Below are 25,736 nucleotides of genomic sequence, written 5' to 3' on the forward strand. Positions count from 1 at the left end.
GCATGAATGCTCAACGTTTTGCCCGAATTCAGGAAATGCTGGCGCTGCGTCAGCACGATCTCACCGTCTGCATGGAGCAGGTGCACAAGCCGCACAATGTCTCTGCGGTGATCCGCACGGCAGACGCAGTGGGCATTCATGAGGTTCACGCCGTCTGGCCCAGCGTGCGGATGCGCACGATGGTTTCGGCCTCCGCAGGCAGCAACAGCTGGGTAAAAGTTAAAACCCATACGCATATTACGGAAGCGGTACGCCATCTGAAAGATCGCGGCATGCAGGTGCTCGCCACCCACCTTTCAGACAAGGCGGTCGACTTTCGCGCTATCGATTACACCCGCCCGACCTGCATTCTGATGGGTCAGGAAAAAACCGGCATCACCGCCGACGCGCTGGCGCTGGCTGACCAGGATATTATTATTCCGATGGTAGGTATGGTGCAGTCGCTAAATGTCTCTGTGGCCTCGGCGCTGATTCTGTATGAAGCGCAGCGCCAGCGACAGAATGCCGGCATGTATCAGCGTAAGCACAGCCTGCTGGATGAAGAAGAGCAGCAGCGTCTGCTGTTTGAAGGCGGCTATCCGGTTCTCGCCCGCGTGGCGAAGCAGAAAGGCCTGCCCTATCCGCAGATCAACATGCAGGGCGGTATCGATGCTGATGCCAGCTGGTGGTCCGCCATGCAAGCCACGGGTCGGAAATGAAAGGCCGGCTGCTGGATGCCATACCGCTCAGTACCCTGACCGGCGTCGGCGCCAGCCAGGCCGCTAAGCTGGCCAGACTCGGCCTGTTTACTATCCAGGATCTGCTGCTGCATCTGCCCCTGCGCTACGAAGATCGCACTCAGCTCTACAAAATTAACGATCTGCTGCCTGGTATCTGGGCCACCATCGAAGGCGAGGTGCTGAACAGCGAAGTCACCTTTGGTCGCCGCCGCATGCTGGTATGCCAGATTGGCGACGGCAGCGGGATTGCCACTCTGCGCTTTTTTAACTTTACCGCCGGCATGAAAAACAGCCTGGCGCCCGGTCGCCGCGTCACCGCTTATGGTGAGATCAAGCGCGGACAGCGCGGCGCTGAAATTATCCATCCTGAATATCGCGTTCAGGGTGAGCAGGGCGGCGTTGAGCTGCAGGAAACCCTGACGCCGGTCTATCCCACCACGGAAGGGATACGTCAGGCCACGCTGCGCAACCTTACTGACCAGGCGCTGACTCTCCTGGAGAGCTGTGCCATCGCTGAGCTGCTGCCGTCAGAGCTGAGCGGCGGGCTGATCAGCCTGCCTGATGCGCTGCGCACGCTGCACCGGCCGCCGCCCGATCTCCGGCTCAGCGAGCTGGAAACCGGCCGCCATCCGGCACAGAAACGATTAATTCTTGAAGAGCTGCTGGCGCATAATCTCAGCATGCTGGCCGTACGCGCGGGCGCACAGCGTCATCATGCGCTGCCGCTGCCACCCTGCCATACGCTGGTGGACAAGCTGCTGGCCGCGCTGCCTTTCTCTCCGACCGGCGCACAGCAGCGCGTGGTAAAGGAGATTGAGCGCGATCTGGCTAATGACTATCCGATGCTGCGCCTGGTACAGGGCGATGTTGGCTCCGGTAAAACGCTGGTGGCGGCTCTGGCAGCGCTTAACGTCATTGCCCACGGCAAACAGGTGGCGCTTATGGCACCGACTGAACTGCTGGCCGAGCAGCACGCTGCAAATTTCCGTCAGTGGTTTGCGCCGCTCGGCATCGAGGTTGGCTGGCTCGCCGGCAAGCAGAAAGGCAAAGCGCGCGAAGCGCAGCAGGCGGCGATCGCCAGCGGTCAGGTGGCGATGGTGGTGGGCACGCACGCGCTGTTTCAGGAGCAGGTGAAGTTCAGCGGCATGGCGCTGGTGATTATTGATGAGCAGCACCGCTTTGGTGTGCATCAGCGGCTGGCGCTGTGGGAAAAAGGAGAAGAGCAGGGTTTTCATCCGCATCAGCTGATTATGACCGCGACACCCATTCCGCGTACGCTGGCGATGACCGCCTACGCCGATCTCGACACCTCGACTATTGATGAGCTGCCGCCGGGCCGCACGCCGGTCACAACGGTTGCCATTCCGGACACGCGCCGCAGCGAGATTATTGAACGCGTAAAAAGCGCCTGTCTGGAGGGACGTCAGGCCTACTGGGTCTGCACCCTGATTGATGAATCGGAGGTGCTGGAAGCGCAGGCCGCGGAAGCGACCTGGCAGGAGCTGAGCGTGGCACTACCCGATCTGCGTACCGGCCTGGTGCACGGTCGTATGAAGCCTGCTGAGAAGCAGGCGGTAATGGCCGCGTTCAAAGCGAACGAGATCCAGCTGCTTATCGCCACTACCGTTATTGAGGTTGGCGTGGATGTCCCTAACGCCAGCCTGATGATCATCGAAAACCCGGAGCGGCTTGGCCTGGCACAGCTGCATCAGCTGCGCGGGCGCGTCGGACGCGGCGCTGTCGCCTCACACTGCGTGCTGCTTTATAAAGCCCCGCTGAGCAAAACGGCTCAGCGTCGCCTGCAGGTACTGCGCGACAGCAACGATGGCTTTGTGATTGCGCAGCACGATCTGGAAATTCGCGGTCCCGGCGAGCTGCTGGGCACGCGGCAGACCGGCAACGCTGAATTCAGGGTCGCTGACCTGCTGCGCGATCAGGCCATGATCCCCGAAGTGCAGCGCGTAGCGCGTCATATCCATCAATATTACCCCGAACAGGCACAGGCGCTGATTGAACGCTGGCTGCCGGAAACTGAACGCTACAGCCACGCCTAGAGGCCGGTTCCAGGCGCGCCCTGCTCGCCCGCTGAAAAATTGTCCAGCCGGTCATCAGCCGCAGCGATGCAAACGATTGCTTTCAGCGGGCAACCGTTTAAAATCGCCACTTTGCTGTTACTGAGAGCCTGTCATGTCTGTTAATCGTGCCGAACCCCTTTCGCCCGCCAGTGCGTCTGCCACGACAAAAAGCGAACTGATTTATCGTCTTGAGGATCGCCCGCCGCTACCGCAGACGCTGTTTGCCGCCTGTCAGCACCTGCTGGCGATGTTTGTCGCCGTGATCACCCCGGCGCTGCTGATCTGCCAGGCGCTGGGGCTGCCGGCACAGGATACGCAGCACATCATCAGTATGTCGCTGTTTGCCTCCGGCGTGGCGTCGCTGCTGCAGATTAAAACCTGGGGACCGGTGGGCTCAGGGCTGCTGTCGATTCAGGGCACCAGCTTTAACTTTGTCACGCCGCTGATTATGGGCGGTATGGCGCTGAAGAATGGTGGCGCGGATGTGCCCACCATGATGGCAGCGCTGTTTGGCACGCTGATGGTCGCCTCCTGTACCGAAATGCTGCTGTCGCGCGTGCTGCATCTTGCACGCCGGATTATTACGCCGCTGGTGTCGGGCATCGTGGTGATGATTATCGGTCTCTCGCTGATTCAGGTCGGACTGACCTCAATTGGCGGCGGCTTTGCTGCTATGAACGATCACAGCTTTGGCGCGCCTGATAATCTGCTGCTGGCAGGTGCCGTGCTGCTGGTGATTATTCTGCTTAACCGTCAGCGCAACCCCTATCTGCGTGTGGCATCGCTGGTGATCGCGATGGCGGTGGGTTATGCACTGGCGTGGGGACTGGATATGCTGCCGGAGAGCGCGGCACCGGTAGAGCAGCCGCTGCTGGCTGTGCCTTCACCGCTCTATTACGGGCTGGGTTTTGACTGGAATCTGCTGATCCCGCTGATGCTGGTCTTTATGGTTACTTCGCTGGAGACCATCGGTGATATCACCGCCACCTCTGACGTTTCAGAACAGCCGGTCAGCGGCCCGCTCTATATGAAGCGTCTGAAAGGAGGCGTGCTGGCAAACGGCCTGAACTCCTGCGTCTCTGCCCTGTTTAACACCTTTCCCAACTCCTGTTTTGGTCAGAACAACGGTGTGATCCAGCTGACCGGCGTGGCCAGCCGCTATGTAGGCTTTGTGGTGGCGCTGATGCTGGTGGTTCTCGGGCTGTTTCCGGCGGTCAGCGGCTTTGTTCAGCATATTCCGGAACCGGTGCTGGGCGGTGCCACTATCGTAATGTTCGGCACCATCGCCGCTTCCGGCGTGCGCATTGTCTCCCGCGAGCCGCTTAATCGCCGCGCTATCATGATCATTGCGCTGTCGCTGGCGGTCGGACTCGGTGTCTCTCAGCAGCCGCTGATTCTGCAGTTTGCGCCAGAATGGCTGAAAACGCTGCTCTCTTCCGGTATTGCTGCCGGCGGTATTACCGCGATCGTGCTTAATCTTATTTTCCCGCAGGAAAAATAGCGCAGCAGGCAGGCGTCCGCCTGCCTGCTATTTATCCGCATTTTTCGCCAGACGGTTGAGCTGTAACGGTAATTCAGGCATAACAACCACTGACCGGACAACGATCGCGATGGATGAATGCAATGAAATTCCTGGGCAAGTTTTTCCTTACTCTATTACTGCTGATTCTGCTGCTGCTGGTGATCGGTTATGTACTGGTGCAGACACAGTGGGGCGCCGGCTGGTTTAGCCGCTGGGTAAGTGATAAAACTGCGTGGCATCTCTCCGTCAGTAAAATTGAGCACAACTTCTCTTCCCCTTCGCATATCGTGCTGGATAATTTCAGTTTTGGTCACGATGGCCAGCCTGCGGTTGTCGTGGCTAAACGCATCGATCTTGGCCTGGCGATGGTGCAGTTCAGCGACTGGCTTCATTTTGACAGCATTGAAATTCATGAAGGGGAGATCAATCTCGCCAATCAGACGCCATCCACCATGCTACCCGTTCAGGCCAACCGCCTGCAGCTGCGAAATGTGCGCCTCGAAAGCCCGCGCACGACGCTGCCGCTCTCTGCCCGCGGCGTTAATGGCGGTATCGTTCCATGGAAACCTGTGCCTGCCGATATGCTGGGCAGTGACGCGCAGTTTCAGATAAGCGCTGCGCAGCTGACGCTGAACGGTCTGGCTGGTGATAACGTCCTGCTGCAGGGCAACGTGGCGCAGCGCCGTCTGCAGCTGACCACGATAGGTGCGGATATCGCCCGGGGATCGGTAACCGGTCGGGCGGAGCGTGACGACCAGGGCAACTGGAGCATTGATCAGCTGCGCCTGAATGATATCCGTCTGCAGACCAGCCAGTCGCTGCATGATTTCCTGCGCCCGCTGCTGACGGCTCCTGCAGTCACGATTAACCGTCTGGATGTCACCGACGCCCGACTGCAGGGACCGGACTGGGCGGTCACCGATCTCGATCTTACGCTGCGGGGCATTACCCTGCGCAACGGCGACTGGCAGAGTAACGAAGGCTACCTGGCGATGAATGCCGGCAACTTTATTAATGGCAGCCTGGCGCTGGATGATCCTATCGTTAACGCAGAGTTCTCGCCTGAAGGCGTCAGACTTACGCAGTTCAGCTCCCGCTGGGTTAACGGTATCCTGCGCGCCAGCGGCAGCTGGACGCGCAGCAACCGGCAGCTGACGCTGGACGATCTGGCCGTGGCCGGACTGGAGTATACGCTGCCGCAGAACTGGCGCGAGCGCTGGCAGGCTACCCTGCCCGCCTGGCTTGACAGCGTGCTGGTGAAGCACGCCACCGCCAATCGTAACCTGATCATCGATATCAACCCGGCGTTTCCTTTCCAGATGACGGCGCTGGACGGCTCTGCGGACAATCTGCTGCTGGCGCGCGCACATCAGTGGGGGATCTGGTCGGGCAAAGCGAGTCTTAACGCGGCAGAAGCGACCTTTAACCGTACCGATCTGCGTCATCCCTCGATAGCGCTGACGGCAGATGAGCAGCAAATCCAGATAACAGAAATGAGCGCCTTTAACGGCAATGGACTGCTGGAGGCGACGGCAACGGTAGGCCAGAGCGCCGAACGTCCGCTGACGCTGAGCCTGAAGGGCCAGGCGGTGCCGGTCAACGTGCTGGAAAACTGGGGCTGGCCAGCGCTGACGCAGAGCGGCGACAGTAATCTGCAGCTGCAGCTTAAGGGGTCACTGCGCGCCGGTACATCACTGCGTCCGGGCATTACGGCGGACCTTTCCGTTACCACCGACGCCGGCTCGCTGCAGCAAAGCATGCGTAACGGGCAGACAGAGTAAGAACGGCAGGCCGATCGCGTTGTTACTGCGCGATCGGCTGCGCCAGCCTCAGTTTATCAGCGCGCCGGAGCCACCCGCTTCGAGTGGACCATGCTGGTCCGCAGGCAGCACGATATAGACACCCTCAAATACTGCACCCGGCTCCTCATTACCGTACAGCTCAACCTCCAGCTGCACGCGCGCCTTGCGCCCGCGTGCGAGGCGGTCGAGATCGCCGCTCAGCGAGCCGAGATCGGCGGTGGCGCCGGGCCGTCCGCTGATCGGTTTGCTGTAGCGGATATGCGCATCCGCCAGAATAATCGTCCCGCCCAGATGACGTTCGCGCAGCAGCAGCCAGATCAGCCCCCAGCCGGTCAGCGTGGCCAGTGAAAAGAGACTGCCGGCAAACAGCGTATGGTGCGGGTTTTGGTTGCCGGTTTCCGGCATGGTGGTAACAAATTTCTGCCCGGTATATTGCAGGATGCGCACGCCCATCTTCTCACTCAGCGGAATATGCTCATACCACGCCTGCTGGAGCTGGCCGCACCAGTCGGCGCGATGCAGAATATCATCCAGCGTCACCACCGGTTTGATCATCAGAAAATGGCGCACCGGCGTGGTCTGCGGCGCGGTGATTTCACCCTGGTTGATAAAACCCAGCTTGGCAAAAAACTCCACGGCGTCTTCGCGCGCGCTGCAGGTTACGCGCTTGGCACCTTCCTGTCGCGCGACGGACTCCAGCGTCATCGCCACCAGCGTCCCAAGCCCCTTGCCCTGCACCGACGGATGCACAGCCAGAAAGCGAATAGCGGCTTCATTCTCTGCATTAATATAGAGGCGGCCTGCGGCAACTGGCTTGCCCTGCTCATCCACCACCATCTGATGGTGCGCCAGCGCGTCCCAGGCATCCCGTTCTGAACCCTGCGGCTGGCGCAGCGGCTTGCGCAGCATTTCCCAGCGAAACTGGTAATACATGTCCAGCTCTTCGGCCGTCTGAGGCACTCGAAGATGATACATAAAATGATTCTCCCGTTCGGAGCCAGCGTGGCCGATCGCCTGCCGCCCGGCTGCCGATCTCACACCTGCAACCAGAAAGTGACCGGACCGTCGTTAACCAGTGAAACCTGCATATCGGCCGCAAAGCGACCGCTGGCGGTTGTGATGCCGCTGGCCCGGCAGCAGTCGCTGAAGACGTTATAGAGCCGTTCCGCTTCCGCCGGTGCGGCACCACCGGAAAATGAGGGACGCATGCCCTTACGGGTATCTGCCGCCAGCGTAAACTGCGAAACCACCAGCACGCTGCCGCCAGCCTGGTGCACATTCAGATTCATTTTGTCATTCTCGTCACCGAAAACACGGTAGCCGAGCACTTTATCGCAGAGCCGCCGGGCTTTTTGATCGTCATCCTCTTTTTCCACGCCCAGCAGCACCAGCAGCCCGGCGCCAATCTCACCAATGATCTGGTTGTCGACCGCCACGCTGGCGGCACTGACGCGCTGAATTAATGCAATCATGTTTCCTCACGGGATGATTCATGTTCCTGCTGCTTTAGCTGGCGATAGTCATTCAGGGTGACGGTGACTTCCGCTCCCAGCAAAACAATACACCACGTCCAGTAGACCCACAGAAACAGGATCGGGATAACGGCCAGTACGCCGTAAATTAACTGATACGAAGGAAACATCGTAACATAGAGCGCAAAGCCTTTTTTGCCCAGCTCAAACAGCAGGCCTGCCACTACCGCCCCGGTAAGCGCATCGCGCCCCGGCACGCGCCGCGTTGGCACCACGCTGTAAAGCAGCCAGAACGCCAGAATGGAGAGCACCAGCGGGAAGATGCGCAGCGCCTGATCGATCAGGCTGGTGACGCCAGTGACATTGACCCAGCGCAGCGACAGCAGATAGGAGCTGATCGCCAGGCTGGCGCCAGCCAGCAGCGGACCGAGCGTCAGGATCATCCAGTAAACGGCAAATGAATAGATCATCGGACGCGGCGAATTGCTGCGCCAGATGGCGTTCAGCGCGCTGTCAACGGAGTGCATCAGCAGCAGCGCTGTGACAATCAGCCCTACCGCGCCCACCGCCGTCATTTTATTTACGTTCGCGACAAACTGGTCAAGGTAGCGCTGGATCACGTCGCCGGCTGCCGGCATAAAGTTGGTAAAGATAAAATTCTTGAGCTGTACGCTGATGTCGGAAAAAACCGGAAACGCGGCAAACAGCGCGAAGATCACCGCCACCAGCGGCACCAGCGCCAGCAGGGAGACGTAGGCAAGATTACCCGCCTGCGTGGTCATGTTATCTTCGTCGATGCGCCGCCACAGCAGCTTCAGCCACAAAAAAAATGCATGCGCCCGATGGCGCAGAGTGTCAGCCATCACATTTACCCACGCGCTGCGAACCAGTCCGGCAGGGTTTTGTGATCCTCCACCAGCACGCTTTCGATTCTCAGCGCGCGCGCCGCATCGATATTCGCCTGATTGTCATCAAAGAAGAGGGCCTGATCCGCCGTGTAACCCTCCTGCGCCAGCACATGGCTGAAAATCCGCGCTTCCGGTTTACGCATGCCGAGGTCCTGCGACATATAGACGCGATCGGCAGCCTGCTGCACTTCCGGATAGTGCGTCGGCCAGAATTCGAAATGCAGCTGGTTGGTGTTGGAAAGGATCACCACGCGCTCGCCGCGGGCGCGAAGCTGGTTCATGATCGCCAGCGTCTCCGGGCGAACGCCGACAAACACGGCCTGCCAGCCGGCGGTGAACTGCTCATAGCTCAGGGCAATGTCGAGCTGCTCGCAAAGGCGTTCAGCAAATTCCGGGTCGCTGATTTCACCCCGTTCATGTTGTTCAAACGCTTCATCCATGCTGAAGCGACTCTGCAGCGTGGCCAGCGGCACGCGGCCTAAATCACTCCAGACGCCCAGTACGCGATTGAAGTCGATATCAACAATCACGTTACCCAAATCAAAGATGTACAGCATGACGCCTCTCCTCTGTGCTTCCGGGATCATTCACTCTAGCGGCAAAAAGCGTAGCTGAACAGGGAGCATTCGGGGAAAAAGGCGGGCAACAGAAACAAAAAAGCCCCGCAGTGCGGGGCCTGATAACAGAACGTATCGTTTACTCTTTACCGCCGCGAGACGCGCGTTTGCGATCGTTCTCGGTCAGGTGACGTTTACGGATACGGACTGACTGTGGCGTGACTTCAACCAGTTCATCATCATCGATGAACTCGATCGCCTGCTCCAGCGTCATTTTCTGTGGCGGAACCAGCGTCGTTGCCTCATCGGTACCTGACGCACGCATGTTGGTCAGTTTCTTACCGGTCAGGCAGTTTACCGTCAGGTCGTTAGAGCGGCTGTGAATACCGATGATCTGGCCTTCATAAACCTCTGCACCGTGACCCAGGAACAGCTTACCGCGATCCTGCAGACCAAACAGAGCAAACGCAACGGCTTTACCCTGACCGTTAGAGATCAGAACGCCGTTCTGACGCTGACCAACTTCGCCCGGACGCACGTCGTCGTAGTGGCTGAAAGTCGAGTAGAGCAGACCGGTACCGGAGGTCATGGTCATGAATTCGTTACGGAAGCCGATCAGACCACGGCTTGGGATCACGTAGTCGAGACGTACGCGGCCTTTGCCATCCGGATCCATGTTTTTCATGTCGCCTTTACGCTCACCCATCGCCTGCATCACTGAGCCCTGGTGGGTCTCTTCGATATCGAGGGTAACGTTCTCAAACGGCTCCTGCTTGCGGCCTTCATGCTCACGGAAGATAACTTTCGGACGGGATACCGCCAGCTCAAAGCCTTCACGACGCATGTTTTCGATCAGAACAGAAAGGTGCAGCTCACCACGACCTGATACGCGGAACGCATCAGCGTCTTCGGTCTCTTCAACGCGCAGTGCAACGTTGTGTACCAGCTCTTTGTTCAGGCGATCCAGGATCTGACGTGAAGTAACGTATTTACCTTCTTTACCGCAGAACGGTGAGGTGTTGACGTTAAAGAACATGGTCACGGTAGGCTCATCCACGCTCAGCGCCGGCAGCGCCTCTACATTCTGCGTGTCGCAGATGGTATCGGAGATGTTCAGCTCACCCAGACCAGTAACGGCAATGATGTCGCCCGCTTCTGCCAGATCGCTGTCAATACGCTCCAGACCCAGATGCGTCAGCACTTTACCCACTTTCGCGTTGCGGGTTTTGCCTTCGCTGTCAATCACAGTAACCTGCTGGTTCGGCTTGATTTTACCGCGCTTGATGCGGCCGATACCGATAACGCCCAGGTAGTTGTTGTAGTCCAGCTGAGAGATCTGCATCTGCAGCGGCGCATCAGCTTCAACCTGCGGCGGAGAAACGCGATCGACGATGGCCTGATACAGCGGAGTCATATCCTCAGCCATATCGGTGTGGTCCAGACCTGCAATACCATTCAGCGCTGACGCGTAAATGATAGGGAAGTCCAGCTGCTCGTCAGTTGCGTCGAGGTTAACGAACAGGTCAAATACCTGGTCTACAACCCAGTCAGGACGCGCGCCTGGACGGTCAATTTTGTTGATAACAACAATGGGTTTCAGACCGTGAGCAAAGGCTTTCTTGGTTACGAAGCGGGTTTGCGGCATAGGGCCATCCATCGCATCAACAACCAGCAGCACCGAATCCACCATGGACATGACGCGCTCTACTTCACCACCGAAGTCGGCGTGTCCCGGGGTATCAACGATGTTGATACGGTAGTCGTTCCATTTGATGGCGGTGTTTTTTGCGAGGATGGTAATTCCACGCTCTTTTTCCAAATCATTGGAATCCATCACACGTTCAGTCGCTTCGGTACGAGCGTCAAAAGTACCAGACTGTTGCAGCAGTTTGTCGACCAGGGTGGTTTTTCCATGGTCAACGTGCGCGATGATGGCGATGTTACGCAAATTTTCGATCACAGCTTTGCCTCAGGCATTATAGAAATAACGCGGTATTGTACACGGATTAAGCGGAATACTGAACATGATCACAGTTTTCCCGACAATATTCTCGCGCTGCTGGTTTTTAGCACCATTAGCGGTGCAAATATCTGCACTCTGCTGGCTTTATGCACCATTTTAGTGCCACCAGCGCACCGTTTTGCACCATAATAAAGCAATGCGTCTGTTCTGGTGCAGCTGCTGATGCAATGCAGCGCGCTGCACAGCGCCATTTATCGCGCTTAAAAAAAGTTGGCACAGAATTCGCTTTATCTTTTTTAAGTGCAAACGACAGTGGCCTGATGGCTGAATAGCTTGCCGGGATCTTAGTCAGGGGTGGTCAGTAGTCGTGACACATTCCAGGCATTTTGAGTTCTCTCACCACGACAACAGATGACCATTTCCAGGAGAGTTGAGTATGTCCGCTGAACACGTTCTCTCGATGATGAACGAGCATGAAGTTAAGTTCGTCGATCTGCGTTTTACCGATACCAAAGGTAAAGAACAGCACGTCACCATTCCTGCTCATCAGGTTAACGCAGACTTCTTTGAAGAAGGCAAAATGTTCGATGGTTCATCCATCGGTGGCTGGAAAGGCATTAACGAATCAGACATGGTGCTGATGCCGGATGCCACCACTGCGGTAATGGACCCGTTCTTCGAAGATCCGACCCTCATCATCCGGTGTGACATCCTCGAACCAGGCACGCTGCAGGGTTACGATCGCGATCCGCGCTCCATCGCCAAGCGCGCTGAAGAGTACCTGCGCGCTTCCGGTATTGCTGACACCGTGCTGTTCGGACCTGAGCCAGAGTTCTTCCTGTTTGACGATATCCGTTTCGGTTCATCGACTTCAGGTTCACACGTTGCTATCGATGATATCGAAGCGTGCTGGAACACCGGCAAAGCGTACGAAGGCGGCAACAAAGGCCACCGTCCGGGTCTGAAAGGCGGCTACTTCCCGGTACCACCGGTTGACTCCTCTCAGGATATCCGTTCTGCCATGTGTCTGACCATGGAGCAGATGGGTCTGGTCGTAGAAGCACACCACCACGAAGTGGCTACGGCTGGTCAGAACGAAGTGGCAACCCGCTTCAACACCATGACCAAAAAAGCGGACGAAATTCAGATCTATAAGTATGTCGTGCACAACGTTGCGCACGCTTACGGCAAGACCGCAACCTTTATGCCAAAACCGATGTTTGGTGATAATGGCTCCGGTATGCACTGCCACATGTCGCTCTCTAAAGGTGGCGTAAACCTGTTCTCTGGCGATAAGTACGGCGGCCTCTCTGAAACCGCGCTGTTCTACATCGGCGGTGTGATTAAGCACGCTAAAGCGATTAACGCCCTGGCTAACCCAACCACCAACTCCTACAAGCGTCTGGTGCCGGGTTACGAAGCGCCGGTTATGCTCGCTTATTCCGCGCGTAACCGCTCAGCCTCTATCCGTATTCCGGTTGTTGCCAGCCCGAAAGCCCGCCGTATTGAAGCGCGCTTCCCGGATCCAGCGGCTAACCCATACCTGGCGTTTACTGCGCTGCTGATGGCTGGCCTCGACGGCATCATCAACAAAATCCATCCTGGCGATGCGATGGACAAAAACCTCTACGATCTGCCGCCAGAAGAAGAAGCGGAGATCCCGAAAGTAGCTGGTTCTCTGGAAGAGGCACTGAACGCGCTGAATGAAGATCGCGAGTTCCTGACCCGCGGCGGCGTATTCACTGATGACGCTATCGATGCTTATATCGAACTGCGCAAGCCAGATGTTGATCGCGTTCGCATGACGCCACACCCGGTTGAATTTGAACTCTACTACAGCGTTTAAATGGCCATTCACCTCTTTTGTCCGCCATGCCGGGCAAAAGAGGACAACGTTTTTTTGTTGCCGTGGAAACTTTAGCCCATCTCCGGATGGGTTTTTTTCACCGCAAAATTGCCGTTATCGGGGAGTTTTCCATCCCAAAACGCTATAGTGCACCCATTTGGTGCAGAGGATCGTGGTATGGTTGCTGGCTCACTGCCCGACGCGGGGCAGATTCTCAACTCCCTGATAAACAGTATTCTGCTGGTCGATGACGGGCTGGTGATCCACTATGCCAATCCGGCTGCGCAGCAGCTGCTGGCGCAGAGTTCGCGCAAGCTGTTCGGTACGCCGCTGCCGGAGCTGACCGGCTACTTTTCGCTGAATATTGACGTGATGCGCGAGAGCCTGGCCGCAGGCCAGGGCTTTACCGACAGCGAAGTCACGCTGGTGGTCGACGGACGCGCGCACATCATGTCGCTGACCGCGCAGCGTCTGCCGGACGGCCTGATCCTGCTGGAGATGGCGCCGATGGACAATCAGCGCCGGCTCAGCCAGGAGCAGATCCAGCATGCTCAGCAGGTTGCCGCACGCGATTTAGTGCGCGGCCTGGCGCATGAAATTAAAAACCCGCTTGGCGGCCTGCGCGGCGCGGCACAGCTGCTGTCGCGCGCGCTACCTGACCCGTCACTGAACGAATACACCAACGTTATCATTGAGCAGGCAGACCGGCTGCGCAATCTGGTCGATCGTCTGCTGGGCCCGCAGCAGCCAGGGCTGCACGTTACGCAGAGCATTCATCAGGTGGCGGAGCGCGTGGTCAAGCTGGTCTCGATGGAGCTGCCGGACAATATAACGCTGGTACGCGACTACGATCCCAGCCTGCCGGAGCTGCCGCACGATCCTGACCAGATTGAACAGGTGCTGCTTAACGTCGTACGCAATGCGCTGCAGGCGCTTGGCGCAGAGGGCGGGACCATCGTGCTGCGTACGCGTACCGCTTTTCAGCTGACGCTGCACGGCACGCGCTACCGGCTGGTGGCGCGTATTGATGTGGAAGATAACGGGCCGGGCATTCCGGCACAGCTGCAGGATACGCTGTTCTATCCCATGGTCAGCGGACGCGAAGGGGGTACCGGTCTCGGACTCTCTATCGCCCGCAGCCTGATCGATCAGCACTCCGGAAAAATTGAATTTAACAGTTGGCCAGGTCACACCGAGTTTTCGGTCTACCTGCCCATTCGCCAGTGAGGTTTCTATGCAACGAGGGATAGTCTGGATCGTCGATGACGATAGCTCCATCCGCTGGGTGCTTGAACGCGCGCTCACTGGAGCCGGTTTAAGCTGCGCGACGTTTGACAGCGCCAGTGAGGTGCTGGATGCACTCGCCAGCAAAACCCCGGACGTATTATTGTCAGATATTCGCATGCCGGGCATGGATGGCCTGGCGCTACTGAAGCAGATCAAGCAGCGTCACCCGATGCTGCCGGTCATCATTATGACGGCGCACTCCGATCTTGATGCCGCCGTCAGCGCCTATCAGCAGGGCGCGTTTGATTATCTGCCCAAGCCGTTTGATATTGATGAGGCGGTCGCGCTGGTCGAGCGCGCTATCAGCCACTATCAGGAGCAGCAGCAGCCGCGCAATCAGCCCGTCAGCGGCCCGACAACCGACATCATTGGCGAAGCGCCGGCGATGCAGGATGTGTTCCGTATTATTGGCCGTCTGTCGCGCTCCTCCATCAGCGTGCTGATTAACGGTGAGTCGGGAACCGGTAAAGAGCTGGTCGCGCATGCGCTGCACCGCCACAGCCCGCGCGCCAAGGCGCCTTTTATTGCGCTGAATATGGCGGCGATCCCGAAAGACCTGATTGAATCTGAGCTGTTCGGGCATGAAAAAGGCGCGTTTACCGGCGCCAATCAGATCCGCCAGGGGCGCTTTGAACAGGCTGATGGCGGCACGCTGTTTCTTGATGAGATTGGCGATATGCCGCTGGATGTACAGACGCGTCTGCTGCGCGTGCTGGCAGACGGTCAGTTCTATCGCGTGGGCGGCTACGCACCGGTAAAAGTGGACGTGCGCATTATTGCCGCCACGCATCAGAACCTTGAGCTGCGCGTGCAGGAAGGCAAATTCCGTGAGGATCTGTTCCACCGCCTTAACGTCATTCGCGTACATCTTCCGCCGCTGCGTGAGCGCCGCGAAGATATTCCGCGTCTGGCACGCTACTTCCTGCAGGTTGCCGCACGCGAGCTGGGCGTGGAAGCCAAAATCCTGCATCCGGAAACGGAAACGGCGCTGACCCGCCTGCACTGGTCGGGCAACGTGCGCCAGCTGGAGAACACCTGCCGCTGGCTGACGGTGATGGCCGCCGGTCAGGAAGTGCTGATTCAGGATCTGCCGCCGGAGCTATTTGAATCCGCCACGCCTGACAGCCCGGTGCAGTCGCTGCCGGACAGCTGGGCCACGCTGCTGGCGCAGTGGGCCGATCGCGCGCTGCGTTCCGGTCATCAGAACCTGTTATCTGAAGCGCAGCCGGAGATGGAGCGTACGCTGCTGACCACGGCGCTGCGTCATACTCAGGGGCATAAACAGGAAGCGGCACGCCTGCTCGGCTGGGGACGCAACACGCTGACGCGCAAACTCAAAGAGCTGGGCATGGAGTAACGCTGCGCAATCAGCGGCGTTTCTGCTGATTTTTTGCACGCACAGGCTGTACAGACCGTTACCGGTGAGTATGATATCCGCGGTAATCGGGAGAGAAGTATCATGCTGCAATCTGTCATGCTGACAATCGCGCATAATCTGGCAGCCATTGGCAGCGCGGTGGCCCATTCGCCGCAGACTGCGCTGGCTGCTGTGGTATGCGCCATTACGGCGAGCCTGTTCAGTTAATAGCAAGGGAGCCTATGCTCCCTTTGTTATTCAGATGATTCGGGAATAGTGCTGCTGGCGGCTTTTCTGCCGCAGGTAGCGGTCGAAACACATGCAGACAGAGCGGATCAGCAGACGGCCGCGTCCGGTCACCGTCAGACGCCGCCTCTCACAGCAAATCAGTCCCTCCGCCACCAGCGGAGCCAGCTGCGCCAGATCGTCGGCAAAATAGTCCTCAAACACAATCGGCCACTGCGCCTCCACGGCGGCAAAATCGAGCGTGAAATTGCAGATAAGCTGTTTAATCACCTCACGCCGCAGACGATCGTCCTCCGTCAGCGTTAATCCGCGCCATAGCGCGCTGCCCTGCTGCTCCACCCCGGCGTACCACTCATTCAGCGCTTTCCGGTTCTGCGCATAGCTGTCGCCCAGCATGCTGATGGCAGAGACGCCCAGCCCCAGCAGATCGCTCTCACCCTGCGTGGTGTAGCCCTGAAAATTGCGGTGCAGCAGGCCGCTGCGCTGCGCGATCGCCAGGTCATCATCCGGCCGGGCGAAGTGATCCATCCCGATAAACCGGTAACCTGCGGCGGTCAGTGTTGCAATGCTCTGCTGCAGGATCAGCAGCTTTTGCGCGCCGTCGGGCAGGTCTGCTGCTTTGATTTTGCGCTGCGCCGCAAACAGCGCCGGCATATGCGCATAACTGAACAGGCTCAGACGGTCGGGAGCGAGCGCGATCACCCGCTGCAGCGTCAGCGCAAACCGTTCCGCACTCTGCAGCGGCAGACCGTAGATCAGATCGAAACTGACCGAACGAAAACCCTGTTCACGCGCGCGCTCTACCAGCGCACCAATCGCCGCTTCATCCTGTATCCGGTTAATGCGCGCCTGTACCGCCCGGTCAAAATCCTGGATCCCGATGCTCAGACGGTTGAATCCTTCCGCCCGCAGATGATCGATCGTGGCCGGCGCGATCTCACGCGGATCGATTTCGATCGATATTTCAGCATCATCCGTTATTGCGAAGTGATGCCGCAGCAGCGCCATCAGCCGGCTTATCTGCGCTTCGTCAAGAAAGGTTGGCGTGCCGCCGCCCCAGTGCAGTTGCGTCACCCGGCGACCGGCAAACAGCGGAGCACGACAGGCAATCTCCTGCGCCAGCGCATTCAGATAGCGGTCAGCTTTGTGCCGCTGGCGCGTCACTAGTTTATTGCAGCCGCAGAAATAACACAGTTTGTGGCAGAACGGGATATGCACGTAAAGAGAGAGCGGCCGGTGAGGATAACGGGCAGCAGCCTGCTCAAAATCTGCGGCGCGAAAAGTTTCGCTGAATTCCGGCGCGGTGGGATAGGAGGTATAACGCGGGCCTGAGCCGCTGTATTTCTCAACCAGCTGCTGATCCCATTCTATCTGCTGCGCGGTCATGCTTACCTCTTTCGGTGGCGTGTGGTCCGGAAAGGTCGCGCAGAAGGGTCAGTGAAGCGGTGAAGAGAACGCCGCCGTAAACGCGACTTCAGGCGCGACAGGCGGCGTAGTTTAAACAATAACCAGAGGATATAACATGTGAGCAGCAGCGCTAAAATTGATCCAGGCCAAAACATTGTCGAATACCTGTTCAGCACGGCATGCGATACGGTGCATGCCGTCCGGTAACGGAATTACTGCCCTTTCAGCAGGCGCATCATATCTTCTTCAGCCTGCTCATCTTCGGCGTCATCATCCAGCGCGATCCCCAGCGTTTCCATCAGCTCATCGATGCGGTCCAGCGTCTCATCCAGCCACGCCTGGTCTTCACCGCTCAGCGTCTCGCCTTTTTCCAGGCGATCGAGCAGCGTGTCGAGACGTTCGTCGTTCTCCAGCTTCGCCAGCTCCTCTTCAGGCGTCAGGCGTACTTTCTGCGCTTTCACTTTGGGCTGAGGTGCCGCTTTTTTCACGGGCTGCGTTTTGCCGTCAGCCACCAGCGCCACCGGTTTTTTGCTGCCAACGCGGGCATCGCTGCTTTTTTTAGTCTGTGCGCTGCCGCTGCTCTGCGCCGTCGGGCTGGTGCGGCTGCCCGATTTATGGCCGCTGTGCTTTTTATCGCGTTTACGATCGCGCGCTTCCTGATTCAGTTCTTCACGCGATTTACGTTTGGCTTTAGCAGCGGGTTTGCCACGCTGGGCGGGTGCAGGTTGCTTCATGATGTCCGGTCTCAGTGATGCCTAGTGAGTTCAGTATAGAATTGCGGCGAAATCTAGCAGAAAGCAGACAAAGAAAAAAGGCGATAGCTTTTGCTATCGCCTTATTTCGCACCTTCGTACGAAGGAAACTCTGAATAAATCCTTTACGGCTCTCAACGTCCCGGTCGCTCCGTCGCCATATCGCTCCTGCGAGTAATCCCTGTCCATTCCCGATTCCTGCCTGAATCGTACTCCTGCCATGCTCCTGGTCTTCCGGACACTCCTGAGCGCATCATCCTGATGGGTGCTGCCTTGCACTGACACCAAATGTAGACGAAAGTGCCAAATCAACAAGTAAGATCTCGCTCTTTTTTAGAGAGAAATGAGTAAAATCATGCGCAACCATCTGTATTTTAGCGATAAAAAAATATTGAACTTTTTATATTTAAGCTAAAACTGGCAGCAGAAATCGGCGATCTCTTACACGATTTGTCGGGGCTACGGCTGTCGGGTACTTTTGCGTCATAACAGGTATAATCAGCGCCATTAGTCCGTATCTATCAGCTGGAGTCTATTTTGTCTGCTTTGAATTATCACATCACCCACTTCATGCTCAGTGCGCCAGATATCCGTCATCTGCCGGCCGACACGGGTATTGAAGTAGCCTTTGCCGGGCGCTCAAATGCAGGCAAATCCAGTGCGCTTAATACCCTGACCAACCAGAAAAGTCTGGCGCGCACCAGTAAAACACCAGGGCGCACCCAGCTTATCAACCTGTTTGAAGTGGTTGAAGGGAAACGTCTGGTGGATCTGCCCGGCTACGGCTATGCCGAAGTGCCTGAGGAGATGAAACGTAAATGGCAGCGTGCGCTGGCAGAGTATCTGCAGAAGCGGCAGGCGCTGAAAGGGCTGGTGGTGCTGATGGATATTCGCCATCCGCTTAAAGATCTCGATCAGCAGATGATTGAGTGGGCCGTAAGCAGCAATATTCCGGTACTGGTGCTGCTGACCAAAGCGGACAAACTCGCCTCTGGTGCACGTAAAGCGCAGCTCAACATGGTGCGTGAAGCCGCGCTGGGCTTTATGGGCGACGTGCAGGTTGAGATGTTCTCTTCGCTGAAAAAACTGGGCGTGGACAAGGTGCGCCAGAAACTGGATACCTGGTTCAGCGAACTTGAGCCGGCCCGTGAAGGCGACGCAGATAACCAGCCGGCTGAGTAACGGCAGCGTTGCCGGGTGAAAAAAGCCCAATAAAAAACGCCCCAGTCATAACTGACTGGGGCGGCTAAATATTCAGCCAAATCCGATTACGTGAAGTAAAAGGTCTGAAAGATAGAACATCTTACCTCTGTACCCTACGCGACGAACTTTACCTGATTTTTTCTGGCCGACAAAGGATTTTTTGTGATCCAATTTCAGCTTTTGACATAATTTTTACCAGCTCCGTCACACTTTCGCACAGCGGCTGTAGTTTAATTTCCAGAAAAATGTTTAACAGGCAGCGAGTTAGATCAGTGCGCCTGATCCCAGTTATCACCGACACCCACTTCCACCAGCAACGGTACATCCAGCGACATACTGCTCTCCATCAGCTGACGGATTTTCTCGCTGGCGCTCTCTACCGCGTCTTTGTGGATCTCAAATACCAGTTCATCGTGTACCTGCATGATCATCTTCACATCATCACTGTTCTGCTGCTGCAGCCAGCCATCCACGGCAATCATCGCCCGCTTGATGATATCCGCTGCAGTTCCCTGCATCGGCGCATTAATGGCCGCCCGCTCAGCGGCTTTGCGGCGGATAGCGTTGCTGGATTTGATATCCGGCAGCCACAGACGACGCCCGTCCAGCGTCTCTACGTAACCTTTAGACGCCGCCTGATCGCGGGTCTTTTCCATGTAGCGCAGTACGCCCGGATAGCGTTCAAAGTAGAGATCCATATATTTCTTCGCTTCACCGGCACCGATGTTCAGCTGACGCGAGAGGCCAAACGCACTCATGCCGTAAATCAGGCCAAAGTTAATCGCTTTGGCGCTGCGGCGCTGCTCAGCTGAGACCTTTTCCAGCGGGGAACCAAATACTTCCGCTGCCGTGGCGCGGTGAATATCTTCCCCCTGCGCAAAGGCCTCCAGCAGACCTTTATCCTGTGACAGATGCGCCATGATGCGCAGCTCAATCTGAGAATAGTCCGCAGCAACAATGCGTTTATCTGTACCGGCGATAAAGGCCTGACGGATCCGGCGCCCTTCTTCGTTGCGAACCGGAATGTTCTGCAGGTTCGGATCGGTTGAGGAGAGCCGGCCGGTCGCCGTGACCGCCTGATGATAAGAGGTGTGAACGCGTCCTGAGACCGGATTGATCATCTGCGGCAGTTTATCGGTATAGGTAGATTTCAGCTTCGACAGCCCGCGATGTTCCAGAATGACTTTTGGCAGCGGATAATCAAGCGCCAGCTCGGCCAGCACCTCTTCACTGGTTGAGGGCGCACCGCCCGGTGTCTTTTTCGTGGGCTTGATGCCCTGCTTTTCAAACAGGATGGTCTGCAGCTGTTTGGTGGAAGAGAGGTTAAACGGCTCTCCCGCCAGTTCATGCGCCTTCAGTTCCAGCTCAGAGAGGCGGGTCGTCAGCTCCTGCGAATGTCTGGCGAGGATGTTCTGATCGATAAGCACGCCGTTACGCTCAATGCGCGAAATCACCGTAACCAGAGGCATTTCGATATCGGTAAAGACCTGTTTCGGGCCCGCTTCCTGCTCCAGTTTTGGCCACATCTGCTGATGCAGCTGCAGCGTCACATCGGCATCTTCTGCCGCATAGTGTGCCGCCTGTTCCAGCGCGATTTGGTTAAACGTGAGCTGATTTTTACCTTTGCCGGCGATCTCAGTGAACGTGACCGTCTTGTGATTCAGCCAGCGCGCAGAGAGGCTATCCATATCATGCTTGCCGCCAACGCTGTTCAGGCAGTAGGACTCCAGCATGGTGTCAAAGCGGATGCCGCGCAGCTCAATACCGTAATTTTTCAGCACGCCGCGATCGTATTTCAGGTTCTGTCCCACTTTCGCCGCGCGTTCATCCTCCAGCAGCGGCTTTAACTTCGCCAGCACGTCAGTGCGATCGAGCTGATCGGGTGCGTCAAGATAGTCATGCGCAACCGGCAGGTAGGCAGCCTCCCCTGGGGCGACAGCAAACGCGATACCGACAATGGTGGCGCTGAGCGTATCGAGTGAATCTGTTTCGAGATCGAAGGCAAACACCTCAGCCTGCTTCAGCTTATCGAGCCAGGCGCTAAAGGTTGCCTCATCAAGAATAGTGACATACCCGTCCGCAGAGAGCATGCTAGTAGCTTCCGCAGCCTCAGGCTCATCAGCCAGAGCGCTCTGCGCCTGCACATTACTCTTTTTGCCCTGCAGCCACTTACCTTCCTGCAGATCGGCCTGCCAGCGCCGGAACTCAAAGCGGGCAAACAGCGTCTGCAGCGTCTCAACGTCAGGCTGGTTCACCGTCAGTTGATCGTAACTGACCTCCAGCGGCACATCGGTTTTAATGGTCGCCAGCTGGTAAGAGAGAAAGGCCACATCGCGGTTCTGTTCAAGTTTGGCCGCCATGGTTTTCGCGCCGCGGAATGACAGATCGGCTACCTTGTCGAGATTGTCATAAATGGCGTGCATGCCGCCCAGCCCCTGCAGCAGCGCCTGCGCGGTCTTCTCTCCCACGCCGGGTACGCCGGGGATGTTATCGGAGCTGTCGCCCATCATCGCCAGAAAATCGATAATCAGCGCCGGCGGCACGCCATATTTTTCCTCAACCTCTTCCGGTCCCAGTACGGTATTGCTCATGGTATTGATCAGCGTGATATCTGGCGTGACCAGCTGCGCCATATCTTTATCACCGGTACTGATCAGCACGCTACGGCCCTGTTTGCCCGCTTCCAGTGCCAGCGTACCGATAACATCGTCTGCCTCCACGCCCGATACGGCCAGCAGCGGCAGCCCCATCGCTTTTACCATCTCATGCAGCGGTGCTATCTGCGCTCGCAGATCGTCAGGCATCGGCGGACGATGAGATTTGTAGTGTTCAAACAGTTCGTCGCGGAAGGTTTTTCCTTTCGCATCGAAGACCACAGCCACATGGCTGGGCTGATACTGCATCAACAGGCTTTTCAGCATGTTGAGCACACCATACATCGCGCCGGTCGGTTCGCCCGCGCTGTTGGTCAGTGGCGGAAAGGCATGATATGCACGGTAGAGATAAGAGGATCCGTCTACCAGAATCAGGGGATTTTCTGCGATTTTCGCCATAGTGTTAAGGTTTCTTCGTTGCGAGATTCAGGCTTATAAGGATGCCACAACCTGAGAAAAATGTTGAATGAACACGGGAGAGAGGCGCTTTTTTTCACGGTTATCAAACGCGGATCGCAACGATCTTTCTGTGGATAACTTTGTGCGCAAATTTCATAAGGCACTCTTTTTTTAGCATGAGAAAAATAATAAGCAGATAATAACTATTTATTTACAACAGGTTAATAAGTTGCCGTGACGCAGAACGCGGTTTTGAAAACGCGATCGTCCATGTGGATATCACTACAGAGTGCAGGCAGGAAAAAGAATAAATGAGGATGAAGAAATAAAAAACGCTGGCGTTGCCAGCGTTTAAGGGTGTCGCGTTACTGCTTTTCAGCCAGGAACTTAACCACGTTGGCATAATCGGCGACAAAATTCTCCATAGAGCTGGTGTCGAGCCCGCCGTTATTGACCATATATTTGCCGTTGACGAAAATAGCCGGAACGCCCTGCAGATTGACATCAGAAGCCGCTTTCTGCTGCTGCGCAACCAGCGCTTTCACCGCAAAGCTGTTCCAGGCAGCGTCATAATCGCCAGCTGAGATCCCTGCTGCTTTAATAAAGGTTTCTTTCAGGCTGGCCGGATCGGTGATGGTTTGCGTTTTCTGAATGCCATCAAAAATCGGTGCGGTAACTTTGCTTTCCACGCCCAGCGCCATGGCCACTGCCCAGGCATGCGTGACCACCGGGCCTAAATCACCGCCGAGAAAATCGACGTGATATTTTGTCACTTTAGTCTCAGCCGGCAGGTTCTTCTTCACCGCGTCGCTGACGTGGTAAACACGTTCAAACTGATAGCAGTGCGGGCAGAAAAATGAGAAGAACTCCATGACCTGCGGTTCACCTGCCACCGGTTTCTGCAGCGTGACATACTGTTTACCGTCGGTGAACTGCGCCGCTGATACGCTAAATGCCAGCAGCATTCCCGCCAGCGCAAGCCAGATTTTTTTCATTGTTAACCTATCTCCTGAGTACGTTATTAAAATTGCGGACCAAGCCGTAATGGGGGTTCGTGCAACAGTCGCTCCTGCTCAATCAGGAGGGCAATCTGCCGGCGCCAGAAATCCTCGTCAGTCATCCAGGGAAACGCACGCGGAAAAGCGGGATCCTGCCAGCGGCGTACGACCCAGGCCAGATAATAAACCATGCGCATGGCGCGTAAAGACTCAATCAGTGTCAATTCATGTAAATCGAAATCACCGAACTCGTTATACGCCTCTATCAGGATATCCCACTGAATGCGCTGCTCCTGCCGGTCGCCGTTTATCAGCATCCAGAGATCCTGCACGGCCGGACCGGTGCGCGCGTCATCCAGATCAACAAACATCGGACCGTCGCGCCACAGAATATTGCCCGGATGACAGTCGCCGTGCAGGCGCAGCGGCTGCCATTTTGTATGCCAGCTCTGCTGCAGCGTGATAAAAAGGCTGTCCAGCGCCTTCAGTAAGCTCTCTTTAAGCCTTGCCGGTACCAGCTCGCTGTGCGCCAGCGTCTGCTGTGGCTGCCGGATATACTCCTCAAGACCCAGCGCCGGACGCCGGACAAAAGATTTACGGCAGCCGGTCTGATGCATGCGGCCGAGGAAGCGTCCTGTCCACTCCATCTGTTCTTCGTTATCCGTTTCATACTGACGACCACCCACGCTGGGAAACACGGCAAACATAAATCCGGCATGCTGGTTAAGCGTGCTGCCCTGTAGCGTAAGCGGTGCCGCTACCGGCACGTCGTCATTCAATAGATCCAGCGACAGCGCATGCTCTTCAAGGATCTGTTCCCGGCTCCAGCGCTGCGGACGATAGAACTTAGCGACGTAGCGCCGGTTTTCATCATCGCTGAACTGGTAAACGCGGTTTTCGTAGCTGTTCAGCGCCGTTAAGCCTGACTCCACCCGCAGCCCGGTATCCCATAAAGCATCGAGGATGGCATCCGGATCCAGCGTATGAAAATTAAAGGCAGCGTCGTTCATTTTCGGCCCTGTATGTTACCTTTGCAGTAGATGCGCAAGGATAGCACTACTCGTCAGCCTTGATCACACCGCGTGCGCGTAACAGTGCCGTTTTAAAGTCTGCTTCGTAATCTTTTCTGATACCGGGTATTTCTGTCGTGCTGTCGGTATCACGCATTTTGAGATGGTAAATCAATATGTCGTCGCGTAATTCACTTAACGGGCCATGAAAGCCCGCCTCCTGCGCGAGCTTGTGTAAAAAGCCCAGCAGGTGACATTCTGGCTCCTGCTGCCAGGCAGGCTGCAGAAGCGCAATCAGTTCGTTAAGACGATGGTTTTTCATAGCGGATCCCTCATCACACTGCTTACACTGCATGGGTTCATTAAAGGAGACAACCATGCCCGTATTTACCGGCGTTATTCTGGCAGGCGGCCAGGGTAGTCGTATGGGAGGCCGTGATAAGGGGCTGGTGCAGCTGCACAATCAGCCTCTTTATCAGCATGTTCTGCAGCGACTGCAGCCACAGGTAGATAGTGTGCTGATCAGCGCTAACCGGCACCTTGATCAATATCAGTTAAGCGGCTGTAAGGTGATAACCGACACATTGCCTGACTGGCCCGGACCGCTGGCAGGTATGCTGAGCGGATTACGCCATAGCCAGAGTGAGTGGGTCGTTTTCTGCGCCTGTGATACACCCTACATCCCTCAGGATTTTGTTCTGCGGCTGTGGCAACAGCGCGCAGAGGCGCCGGCGGTCTGGGTCAGGTCAGCCATGCGCGATCATCCGGTGCTGGCTCTGCTTAACCGGGCGCTGGCTGATGAACTTGCCACGTATCTCGCACGCGGCGAACGGCGTCTGATGCAGTTTTTGCGTGCCAGCGGCGGTCACGCCGTGCTGTTTGAGGAAGATGAGAGGGTATTTCGCAATATTAATACAGCAGACGATCTGGCACAGGAGCAGGGAGAATAATGGACGTACCTTTACTCGCCATTGCCGCGTGGAGCGGTACCGGCAAGACCACGCTCCTTAAATCGCTGATACCGCTGTTAAAACAGCGCGGTGTTCGGACCGGTTTGATCAAACATTCTCATCATCAGCTGGAGATCGATACGCCAGGCAAGGACAGCTACGTTTTACGTAAAGCGGGCGCCGATCAGGTGATGGTTGCCAGCGAGCGGCGCTGGGCACTGATGTGTGAGACGCCTGATGAACCCGCCTCTCTGCAACATCTGGCAGCACAGATGAATAGCGCAGCGCTGGATCTGATACTGGTTGAAGGATTCAGGGATGAGAAAGTGACAAAAATTGCACTGTGGCGGCGTGGTGTAAAAGGTGGGGCAGAAGAGTTGCTGGATGAATATGTTATTGCCGTAGCCAGCGATGAAGCACTGGCGCTGGATCTGCCGCTGCTGGATATCAATCAGCCTGACCGGATCGCAGACTTTATCGTCAGCTGGCTGAAGAAAGGTTAACTTTTACGCACTTCTGACTTTTCTGCAGACGTAAAAAAGCCCTGAACGCGTGTTCAGGGCTCTCTTACTGGATGGATGCCTGGCAGTTCCCTACTCTCGCATGGGG

22 protein-coding genes are annotated in these 25,736 nt (G+C 56.7%); 11 read left to right on the forward strand and 11 right to left on the reverse strand.

Annotated elements, in window-relative coordinates:
• The first annotated feature begins 2 nt into the window (after positions 1-2).
• From trmH to F3I15_RS14710, 4 genes are all read left to right on the forward strand, one after another.
• Positions 3-698, forward strand: a complete 696-nt coding sequence (gene trmH, locus F3I15_RS14695; protein ID WP_039381320.1) for a tRNA (guanosine(18)-2'-O)-methyltransferase TrmH — start codon at positions 3-5, stop codon at positions 696-698.
• Positions 695-2,773, forward strand: coding sequence for an ATP-dependent DNA helicase RecG (gene recG, locus F3I15_RS14700; RefSeq protein WP_150018419.1), 2,079 nt, complete (start codon positions 695-697; stop codon positions 2,771-2,773). Before trmH ends, recG begins: the two co-directional genes overlap by 4 nt.
• Before the next feature lie 133 nt (positions 2,774-2,906).
• Positions 2,907-4,295, forward strand: a complete 1,389-nt coding sequence (locus F3I15_RS14705) for an NCS2 family protein (protein ID WP_150018420.1) — start codon at positions 2,907-2,909, stop codon at positions 4,293-4,295.
• A gap of 122 nt (positions 4,296-4,417) precedes the next feature.
• Positions 4,418-6,097, forward strand: a complete 1,680-nt coding sequence (locus F3I15_RS14710) for an AsmA family protein (protein ID WP_150018421.1) — start codon at positions 4,418-4,420, stop codon at positions 6,095-6,097.
• Positions 6,098-6,145: 48 nt separating this feature from the next.
• Here the strand turns inward: F3I15_RS14710 and fabY are convergent, their stop codons facing one another.
• The 5 genes from fabY to typA form a co-directional block, all read right to left on the reverse strand.
• Complete coding sequence (gene fabY / locus F3I15_RS14715) at positions 6,146-7,093, reverse strand: fatty acid biosynthesis protein FabY (RefSeq protein ID WP_039381327.1); 948 nt, start codon at positions 7,091-7,093, stop codon at positions 6,146-6,148.
• A gap of 59 nt (positions 7,094-7,152) precedes the next feature.
• Positions 7,153-7,590: a D-aminoacyl-tRNA deacylase gene (gene dtd, locus F3I15_RS14720; RefSeq protein ID WP_150018422.1), complete on the reverse strand. Its 438-nt coding sequence runs from the start codon at positions 7,588-7,590 to the stop codon at positions 7,153-7,155.
• Positions 7,587-8,453 carry a virulence factor BrkB family protein gene (locus tag F3I15_RS14725; RefSeq protein ID WP_150018423.1) on the reverse strand — a complete coding sequence of 289 codons (867 nt, stop codon included), beginning with the start codon at positions 8,451-8,453 and terminating at the stop codon, positions 7,587-7,589. Before F3I15_RS14725 ends, dtd begins: the two co-directional genes overlap by 4 nt.
• A 5-nt stretch (positions 8,454-8,458) precedes the next feature.
• Entirely contained in the window at positions 8,459-9,055 is a 597-nt protein-coding gene (gene yihX / locus F3I15_RS14730; RefSeq protein WP_150018424.1) for a glucose-1-phosphatase, read from the reverse strand.
• Positions 9,056-9,194: 139 nt separating this feature from the next.
• Positions 9,195-11,015 (reverse strand): ribosome-dependent GTPase TypA, encoded by a 1,821-nt coding sequence (gene typA / locus F3I15_RS14735; protein ID WP_150018425.1) that lies wholly within the window; start codon positions 11,013-11,015, stop codon positions 9,195-9,197.
• Between the two features lie 439 nt (positions 11,016-11,454).
• Between typA and glnA the strand changes: the two genes are divergently transcribed.
• The 4 genes from glnA (at position 11,455) to F3I15_RS14755 (ending at position 15,736) form a co-directional block, all read left to right on the forward strand.
• Positions 11,455-12,864, forward strand: a complete 1,410-nt coding sequence (glnA, locus tag F3I15_RS14740; protein WP_039381340.1) for a glutamate--ammonia ligase — start codon at positions 11,455-11,457, stop codon at positions 12,862-12,864.
• A gap of 177 nt (positions 12,865-13,041) precedes the next feature.
• The gene (gene glnL, locus F3I15_RS14745) at positions 13,042-14,091 is read left to right on the forward strand and encodes a nitrogen regulation protein NR(II) (protein ID WP_150018426.1); all 1,050 of its coding nucleotides are present in this window, start codon (positions 13,042-13,044) and stop codon (positions 14,089-14,091) included.
• A gap of 7 nt (positions 14,092-14,098) precedes the next feature.
• Positions 14,099-15,508, forward strand: coding sequence for a nitrogen regulation protein NR(I) (gene glnG / locus F3I15_RS14750; RefSeq protein ID WP_039381345.1), 1,410 nt, complete (start codon positions 14,099-14,101; stop codon positions 15,506-15,508).
• A gap of 102 nt (positions 15,509-15,610) precedes the next feature.
• A complete protein-coding gene (locus F3I15_RS14755) occupies positions 15,611-15,736 on the forward strand; it encodes a YshB family small membrane protein (RefSeq protein ID WP_139239666.1) in 126 nt (41 codons plus the stop codon).
• A 30-nt stretch (positions 15,737-15,766) separates the two neighbouring features.
• On the opposite strand, the gene hemN is transcribed toward F3I15_RS14755, so the two are convergent.
• Positions 15,767-17,140: an oxygen-independent coproporphyrinogen III oxidase gene (gene hemN / locus F3I15_RS14760; RefSeq protein ID WP_150018427.1), complete on the reverse strand. Its 1,374-nt coding sequence runs from the start codon at positions 17,138-17,140 to the stop codon at positions 15,767-15,769.
• 233 nt (positions 17,141-17,373) lie between these two features.
• On the reverse strand, positions 17,374-17,895 hold the full coding sequence (yihI, locus tag F3I15_RS14765; protein ID WP_150018428.1) for a Der GTPase-activating protein YihI: 522 nt from the start codon (positions 17,893-17,895) through the stop codon (positions 17,374-17,376).
• A gap of 555 nt (positions 17,896-18,450) precedes the next feature.
• Here yihI and yihA point away from each other — a divergent pair.
• Positions 18,451-19,095 carry a ribosome biogenesis GTP-binding protein YihA/YsxC gene (gene yihA / locus F3I15_RS14770; protein WP_039381353.1) on the forward strand — a complete coding sequence of 215 codons (645 nt, stop codon included), beginning with the start codon at positions 18,451-18,453 and terminating at the stop codon, positions 19,093-19,095.
• A gap of 290 nt (positions 19,096-19,385) precedes the next feature.
• Here yihA and polA read toward each other — a convergent pair whose 3' ends face one another.
• The 4 genes from polA to F3I15_RS14790 form a co-directional block, all read right to left on the reverse strand.
• Positions 19,386-22,169, reverse strand: coding sequence for a DNA polymerase I (gene polA, locus F3I15_RS14775; RefSeq protein ID WP_150018429.1), 2,784 nt, complete (start codon positions 22,167-22,169; stop codon positions 19,386-19,388).
• 365 nt (positions 22,170-22,534) lie between these two features.
• Complete coding sequence (gene dsbA / locus F3I15_RS14780) at positions 22,535-23,164, reverse strand: thiol:disulfide interchange protein DsbA (protein ID WP_039381357.1); 630 nt, start codon at positions 23,162-23,164, stop codon at positions 22,535-22,537.
• Between the two features lie 26 nt (positions 23,165-23,190).
• Positions 23,191-24,177, reverse strand: a complete 987-nt coding sequence (locus F3I15_RS14785) for a serine/threonine protein kinase (protein WP_150018430.1) — start codon at positions 24,175-24,177, stop codon at positions 23,191-23,193.
• Positions 24,178-24,223: 46 nt separating this feature from the next.
• Positions 24,224-24,499, reverse strand: a complete 276-nt coding sequence (locus F3I15_RS14790) for a YihD family protein (protein ID WP_150018431.1) — start codon at positions 24,497-24,499, stop codon at positions 24,224-24,226.
• A gap of 55 nt (positions 24,500-24,554) precedes the next feature.
• On the opposite strand from F3I15_RS14790, the gene mobA reads away from it, so the two are divergent.
• Together mobA and mobB are read left to right on the forward strand one after the other, a co-directional pair.
• Positions 24,555-25,127: a molybdenum cofactor guanylyltransferase MobA gene (mobA, locus tag F3I15_RS14795; RefSeq protein WP_150018432.1), complete on the forward strand. Its 573-nt coding sequence runs from the start codon at positions 24,555-24,557 to the stop codon at positions 25,125-25,127.
• On the forward strand, positions 25,127-25,630 hold the full coding sequence (mobB, locus tag F3I15_RS14800; protein ID WP_150018433.1) for a molybdopterin-guanine dinucleotide biosynthesis protein MobB: 504 nt from the start codon (positions 25,127-25,129) through the stop codon (positions 25,628-25,630). Before mobA ends, mobB begins: the two co-directional genes overlap by 1 nt.
• Positions 25,631-25,736: the final 106 nt, after the last annotated feature.

The organism is Pantoea sp. M_9 (assembly GCF_008631385.1).
In the GTDB taxonomy this organism is placed as follows: domain Bacteria; phylum Pseudomonadota; class Gammaproteobacteria; order Enterobacterales; family Enterobacteriaceae; genus Pantoea; species Pantoea eucrina.